The 6,608-nt window shown below is 60.7% G+C and carries 7 protein-coding genes; 2 read left to right on the top strand and 5 right to left on the bottom strand.

Annotated features, from left to right (window positions below):
• On the bottom strand, nucleotides 1–357 hold a 357-nt coding region (locus ABJN75_RS21695; protein ID WP_348441696.1), incomplete at its 3' end, for a M20/M25/M40 family metallo-hydrolase.
• A gap of 240 nt (nucleotides 358–597) precedes the next feature.
• On the opposite strand from ABJN75_RS21695, the gene ABJN75_RS21690 reads away from it, so the two are divergent.
• Together ABJN75_RS21690 and ABJN75_RS21685 are read left to right on the top strand one after the other, a co-directional pair.
• The gene (locus ABJN75_RS21690; RefSeq protein WP_348441703.1) at nucleotides 598–1,761 is read left to right on the top strand and encodes a D-alanyl-D-alanine carboxypeptidase family protein; all 1,164 of its coding nucleotides are present in this window, start codon (nucleotides 598–600) and stop codon (nucleotides 1,759–1,761) included.
• A gap of 18 nt (nucleotides 1,762–1,779) precedes the next feature.
• Nucleotides 1,780–2,919 carry a GTP-binding protein gene (locus ABJN75_RS21685; protein WP_348441695.1) on the top strand — a complete coding sequence of 380 codons (1,140 nt, stop codon included), beginning with the start codon at nucleotides 1,780–1,782 and terminating at the stop codon, nucleotides 2,917–2,919.
• A 22-nt stretch (nucleotides 2,920–2,941) separates the two neighbouring features.
• Here ABJN75_RS21685 and ABJN75_RS21680 read toward each other — a convergent pair whose 3' ends face one another.
• The 4 genes from ABJN75_RS21680 to xerD form a co-directional block, all read right to left on the bottom strand.
• On the bottom strand, nucleotides 2,942–3,169 hold the full coding sequence (locus tag ABJN75_RS21680; RefSeq protein ID WP_348441694.1) for a sulfurtransferase TusA family protein: 228 nt from the start codon (nucleotides 3,167–3,169) through the stop codon (nucleotides 2,942–2,944).
• Complete coding sequence (locus ABJN75_RS21675; RefSeq protein ID WP_348441693.1) at nucleotides 3,166–4,410, bottom strand: L,D-transpeptidase family protein; 1,245 nt, start codon at nucleotides 4,408–4,410, stop codon at nucleotides 3,166–3,168. Before ABJN75_RS21675 ends, ABJN75_RS21680 begins: the two co-directional genes overlap by 4 nt.
• A 196-nt stretch (nucleotides 4,411–4,606) precedes the next feature.
• Nucleotides 4,607–5,563 (bottom strand): acetyl-CoA carboxylase carboxyltransferase subunit alpha, encoded by a 957-nt coding sequence (locus ABJN75_RS21670; protein ID WP_348441692.1) that lies wholly within the window; start codon nucleotides 5,561–5,563, stop codon nucleotides 4,607–4,609.
• A 102-nt stretch (nucleotides 5,564–5,665) separates the two neighbouring features.
• Nucleotides 5,666–6,607 (bottom strand): site-specific tyrosine recombinase XerD, encoded by a 942-nt coding sequence (xerD, locus tag ABJN75_RS21665; protein WP_348441691.1) that lies wholly within the window; start codon nucleotides 6,605–6,607, stop codon nucleotides 5,666–5,668.
• Nucleotide 6,608: the final 1 nt, after the last annotated feature.

Here is a 6,608-nt window from a genome sequence, read left to right as displayed (position 1 = left end):
GTGACGGGCTGCGCCAAGCAGCATGGCGGTGTGGCCGTCATGGCCGCAGGCATGCATCTTGCCAGGGGTGCGGGAGGCCCAGGGAACGCCGGTGATCTCGGTGATCGGCAACGCGTCCATATCCGCCCGCAGGCCGATGGCCGGTCCGTTGCCACCGGGGCGCCCATGAATGATGCCGACAACCCCGGTCCGGCCAATGCCGGTAACGACCTCATCGCAACCAAATGATTTGAGCTTTTCAGCGACGAAAGCGGCCGTGTTGTGCACATCGTACAGCAATTCCGGATCGGCGTGGAGTGTGCGGCGCCATTCGGCGACCTCGTCTTTCATGGAAACAACATCGGCGACAAGTTGCATTTTTCACCCCTATGGCTTCGTGATTTTATATCCGGCAAAGACGCCTGTGTGCATTTCGCCTTTTGCCATCTGACCGCCATATAGGCTAAGTAGGCGGTTATGACGAGTAAAAAGCGGTGGTTCGATCGCCTCGAGCCGGATGCGAAATGTCATTTCTACGGCGGGAAGCCGTTTAAAATGCTGGAAAACCGGGTGTCCAGAATGAGCTTGATGGTACAGATGCGCCGGATCGGCGCGGGAATGGTGGTTCTGGCACTGACGCTGCTGGTTTCCGTGGATGCGATGGCCACTCCGAAGATCGTTGTGGATGTGGGTTCGGGCCGGGTGATTGAGCACGAACAGGCGTTTCAGCGCTGGTATCCCGCCTCGCTGACCAAACTCATGACTGCCTATGTTGTGTTTTCTGCGCTCAAATCGGGTCAGATGAACCTCGAAACGCCGATTGCCATGTCTGTCCGTGCCAACAAGGAGCCGCCGAGCAAGATGTATTTCAAGCCCGGTCAGCGCTTCCCGCTGGATTCCGCGCTCAAATATCTGATGATCAAGTCCGCCAATGACGTGGCCATGGCGATCGCCGAGGCTGTTTCGGGCAGCGAGGAAGCCTTTGTCGCGGAAATGAACGCGACCGCGCTTCGCCTGGGCATGATCTCCACCCGGTTCGTCAATCCCAACGGTCTGCCCGGAAGCGGGCAGTACACCACGGTCCGCGACATGGCGGTGCTGGCGGTTGCCATTCGTCGCGAATTTCCGCAGTTCGCGCGGTACTTCAGCTATGAGGGATTTGCGATGGGCAAGTCCACCTACACCAATTACAATCTGCTGATCGGAAGATTTCCGGGCGCCGATGGCATGAAGACCGGCTTCATTTGCGCTTCCGGGTTCAATCAAGTCTCCTCGGCGACCCGTGCCGGCAAGACCGTGATCAGCGTTGTGTTCGGCGCACCGTCACAGGAAGCCAGAGCGGAGGAATCAGCACGGCTGCTGAACAAGGCCCTGACGGCGACCGGAGCGAGTGGCATTACGCTTTCGAGTCTGACGCCTTATGGCGAGGGGCGCGACGTGGTGGCGGACATTTCTGGCGATATCTGCACCAAGGCGGCACGGGAAGCCCGTTATGAAGGCCGCGATGTCGAGGGTAAGATGGTGCTCAACTCGCCCTATATTCTACCCATGACCCGGGAGCCGCGCCTTGTCCAGGCACCTGCGGATCTGCCGTCTGTGAGCACCGAGATCGCCCTGTCGCGCATTCCGATCCCGCTGCCGCGGCCAACCGGTACGCTTCCCGGGCAGGTCGAACCGTTTGCCGCATCGGCCTTTGCGGCGCCCGCCAAAACCGCACCCGCCGCAACGGCCATGCCGCTGCGTTCGAGTATCCCGATCCCGATCCCGCGTCCTGAAATCTGACCCCGAGAGACTTGAGTGATGACCACCGAGAGCTCACCCGAACGCGACTGGAAGGCCCCGCGCGGTGTTCCCGTGTCGATCCTGACCGGATTTCTGGGCGCTGGCAAAACCACCTTGCTCAACCGGCTGATCAGTGATCCCTGGCTCAGCGACGCCGCGCTGATCATCAATGAATTCGGCGATATCGGCATTGACCATCTGCTGGTCGAGAGCTCCGGCGACGGCGTGATCGAACTGTCCGACGGGTGTTTGTGCTGCACCGTGCGCGGTGAGTTGGTGGATACGCTGGCCGACCTGATGGACCGGATGCAATCGGGACGCATCAGGCCGTTTTCGCGAGTTGTCATCGAGACCACGGGTCTCGCCGATCCGGTTCCGGTCATGCAATCGGTCATCGGCCATCCGGCGCTGGGTCAATCCTACCGGCTTGAAGGTCTGGTCACCGTTGTCGACGCGGTCAATGGTCTCTCCACCCTCGCCGGACACGAGGAGGCGCGCCGTCAGGTGGCGGTTGCCGACACGCTGGTGCTGTCGAAAACCGGGCTTGTGCCGTCCTGCGACGAGTTGCGGGCGCGCCTGGAAGACCTCAACCCGCTGGCGCGGATTGTGGAGGCCGGCGATCCCGGGGTCACCGCGCAAGGCCTGTTTGACACCGGCGCCTATGACCCAGGCACCCGCGGTCTTGATGTGGCGCGCTGGCTGAGTTCCAAAGCCGCCGGCCATACAGATGAACATGATCATCACCATCATCATTCGCATGACGTGAACCGGCACAATGCCGATATCCGGTCGGATTCCCTCGTCTTCGAAAAGCCGATTTCACCCGACGCACTCATGATGTTTCTCGACCTGCTGGGCTCGGCGCATGGTCCCAATCTGCTGCGCATGAAGGGCATTATCAAATTGTCGGATGATCCGTCGCGCCCGCTTGTGGTGCATGCGGTGCAAAGCCTGATGTCGGAGCCGGTGAGATTGCCGGCCTGGCCGGAAGGCGCGCGCCCTGAGACCAGGCTTGTGGTGATCACAAGGGACATGCCTGAAGGTTTTGTCGGAGAGCTGTTCTCGGCGTTTGCCGATGAGCCCGGGATAGGGCGTCCGGACCGGGCCGCTCTTGCCAACAACCCGTTGGTCATTCCGGGCATGCCGTCACCGCGATAGGGCGGATCAGGGTTTCAACGTGTCAGGCCTTCTCTATCAAGAAGGCGTGACCGCCGTCGATCGCCTGGCTGCTTACAAGTTGATGGCCGTCTTCCTGGCAGAAGTGCGGAATATCGATCACCGCCAGCGGATCGGTGGTTTCGATCCGGATGCGCACCCCGGTGGCCAGATCGCGCAAATGCCGACGGGTGCGCAACACCGGAAGCGGACATTTGAGCCCGCGCAGATCGAGCGTATCGCCGCGGCTCAATTCTTGCTCCAGATTTTCCAGAACTGCTTTTTGGGTTGCTGGGCCTGAGGCTGCTGCTGTGCGGTGTTTATCTGTGCGGATGCCGCCGGATTGGGGGTCGGCACGGGTATGCTGCCCGGGGCAGGCGCCGGCGTTGCTTCTTCAGCCATGGCCTGCGCTTCAATCCCGGCCGCAGCGGAGGTTTCGGCGGGCGGTTGAGAGCTGGCGGCTTGAGAGCCCGGAGCCAGCGCCTTGAGGGGGTTGCCGGTCGAAAACAGGCTGAGAACCGGCACAGCAGCTGATTTTCCGCCATTGGCGGCGATCCTGGCGGCGGCTTCGGCCTCGCGTTCGGCGCGCCGGGCTTCGGTTTCCGCCTTGGCCTCATTGGCCGCGATCTGTTTGGCCTCTTCCCGGTCAAACCTTGAGGCTGCCTTGAGAAAATCCTGGTTCCAGTTTTGCTCGTAAGTGTTGTAGGCCGAAGCCAGGGGCGCCGGTACGCTTGCCGGCGGACATGTCGCGTTGGCCTGGAAGCTGGCGTTCTCGACCTGGGGGAACTGATTGAAGACGTATTGCCGTTCGCAGACATCCACTTTGGGTGGCCGTTTTGTCAGCTCGAAATGATCGTAGCCGACCTTCAGCATCTTCCAGAACTCGAAATGCTCGCTGTCGCGGTGCCGCGCCATATTTTCGGGTGTCATGCGGAACGGCAGCGCCTCGACCAGGAAAAACTCCTGCCCGCCCTTGAACGCGTCACGGGCGAAGCCGTAAATTTCCAGAACCTGTTCGTCGGTCATTGAATAGCATCCTGCCGACGAGCAGGCGCCATGCACCATCAGGTTGGAGCCGGTCCGACCGTAAGACCGGTCGTAGCTGTTGGGATAGCCCATGTTGAAGGACAGATAATAGCTTGATTTCGGGTTCATCTGTGCCGGGTAGATCCGGTAGTACCCTTCAGGCGCCTGTCGATCGCCCTCCTTGAATTTCGGACCGAGCTTGCCGGACCATTTGCAGATTTCATAGGATGCAATGACGTCGTAACGGCCATTGCCCTTCTGCTTCCAGACCTCAAGGATGCCCTCTTCCTTGAAGATCCGCATCATGATCGGCGACCGCGTGCTCATGTCGTTCGCCTTCATCTTGTTGACGAGCTTGGCGGGCAGCGGATGTTCGACCTTGTTGGAGACGGAATCGAGCGCGTCCTGGCAACCTGTCAGGCCCAGTAGCAGTATGGGGAGGAATCGCAGCGTTCGCAGTTGGGTCATGGTGTCTCTTGAACTTCGCAATTGCCGGATTTCGGCGCGGGCATAGTGCTTTCAAAGCGGCATGATGCCGGGAATTTCAGAGCAACACTATTCCAAACATGGTTCATGAAGCCTTACCACCATGGCGGCAGGCCGCAAGTATGCTGTCCTTGGTGGCCCAGATACCGTTGCAAATGTGGCCCGATTACGGCGGTTGCTAACCGATTTGCCGTCCGATCTTGAGGAATTTCTGGCGCCGGTCCTGCCTGAGCTCGTCGCCGGAGCGGCCGGACATCTCTTCAAGAGCTGCCGCGATGGTGTCTCCGGCGCGTGCGATCACGCCGTCATGATCGCGATGGGCGCCGCCAACCGGTTCGGGAATGATGCCATCGATGATGCCAAGATCGCGCAGGTCCTCGGCAGTGATCTTCATTGACGTGGCTGCGTCACGCGCACGCGTCGCGTCGCGCCACAGAATGGACGCAGCACCCTCGGGCGAAATCACCGAATAGATCGAATGTTCAAGCATGTAGACCCGGTTTCCGGTGGCGATCGCTATGGCGCCGCCGGAACCGCCTTCGCCGATGATGATTGAAATCAGCGGTGCGCGGAGATTGAGGCAGGTTTCGGTCGACCGGGCGATGGCTTCGGCCTGACCGCGTTCTTCCGCGCCCACGCCGGGGTAGGCGCCCGCTGTATCGACGAGTGTGACCACAGGGATCCCGAACCGGTCGGCCAGTTCCATGACGCGGATTGCCTTGCGGTAGCCTTCCGGACGCGCCGAGCCGAAATTGTGGCGGATACGGGACTTTGTGTCATGGCCCTTTTCCTGGCCGATGACGACGACCGGTTGGCCGCGAAAACGTGCGAAGCCGGCCTGGATTGCCGCATCCTCGGCGAACTTGCGATCACCGGCGAGCGGTGTGAATTCGTCAAACAGGGTCTTGGCATAATCACTGAAATGCGGCCGGTCGGGATGCCTTGCGACCTGAGTCTTCTGCCACGGATTGAGTTTGCCATAGATTTCGGCCATGGCGTCGCGGGCTCTGGTTTCGAGCCGGGCGATCTCGTCGGCGGTGTCGATGCTCTCGTCCTCGGAGGCAAGTTTCCTCAATTCATGGATCTTGCCCTCCAGGTCGGAGATCGGTTTTTCGAAATCAAGGTAATGGTGCATCAAACTTCTTCCGCGCGGGTATCCGCAGTTTTGGGTCGCCGGGCACAGTCAATCGCAGTCAGACGGATCTGTCACGCGTTTGTTCTTCGCGTGCGAGCGGGCTTAATCGCGATTTTTTGTGGCTTTTGCAAGGGGGTGATGATCATTGACAAGTTGTCGCAGCCGCTCATCGAGGACATGGGTGTAGATTTGAGTGGTCGAAATGTCGGCGTGACCCAACAATTCCTGAACCACTCGGAGGTCCGCGCCCCCGGCCAGCAAATGGCTGGCGAATGCGTGGCGCAGCACATGCGGCGAAACCCTGGCCACGGGTATTCCGGCGCGGCTGGCGAGCTCCTTGAGATCTCGCGCGAAGACCTGACGTGACAAATGGCCTTCAGCCGAATTCGCCGGAAACAGAAATCCGGCGTCTTCCGCTGCATCGCCGATGGCTGCGAGCCAGGCATCGAGCGCCGCGCGCGCCGGACGTGACATCGGCACCATGCGCTCCTTGGCGCCCTTGCCGCGAACAACCAGAAACCGGCCTTCATCAGCAAGCACGCGGTAGGGCAGGCTCACCAGTTCGCTGACCCGCATGCCGGTGGCGTAAATCAGTTCCAGAAGTGCGCGAAAGCGGATGCGCTGCAATTCTTCCGTCTTGTCGCGAGCCATCTCGATATCCGTTTCAGCCTGCGCCAGCAGCCTGGAGACATCATCTATGCTGAGCACTTTTGGCAGCGAGCGGCTCTTGCGCGGAGAATCGATCACGCCGGTAGGGTCGTCGGCGCGCAAGCCTTCGGCGTGCAGGAACTTATAGAATTGCCGCAAGGCGGAGAGCCGCCGCGCCTGGGAGGCGGGAGAAAATCCGCGTGCAGCCAGGTCGCTGATAACCGAGCGGATGTCGTCAGCCTGGGCGCTGGCGAGCGTCGATCCGATGGATTTGAGCACAGCGGAAGCGTCGTCGAGATCGCGGCGGTAGGCTTCAAGCGTGTTGTTGGCCGCGCCGCGCTCGGCGCTCATCATTTCGAGAAAAGCTTCGGCATTGGCGGCGCTCAGATCGCGCATG

This window comes from Hoeflea sp. (assembly GCF_039975035.1).
GTDB lineage: Bacteria > Pseudomonadota > Alphaproteobacteria > Rhizobiales > Rhizobiaceae > Hoeflea.
Note: the sequence above shows the minus strand (reverse complement) of the source record. Positions and strands in the feature narration are given on the sequence as shown.

Coding starts and splice junctions, on each gene's coding strand:
- ABJN75_RS21690 (WP_348441703.1), top strand. CDS start 598: ATGGTGGTTCTGGCACTGACGCTGCTGGTTTCCGTGGATGCGATGGCC.
- xerD (WP_348441691.1), bottom strand. CDS start 6,607: ATGCGCGATCTGAGCGCCGCCAATGCCGAAGCTTTTCTCGAAATGATG.
- ABJN75_RS21685 (WP_348441695.1), top strand. CDS start 1,780: ATGACCACCGAGAGCTCACCCGAACGCGACTGGAAGGCCCCGCGCGGT.
- ABJN75_RS21670 (WP_348441692.1), bottom strand. CDS start 5,563: ATGCACCATTACCTTGATTTCGAAAAACCGATCTCCGACCTGGAGGGC.
- ABJN75_RS21675 (WP_348441693.1), bottom strand. CDS start 4,410: ATGACCCAACTGCGAACGCTGCGATTCCTCCCCATACTGCTACTGGGC.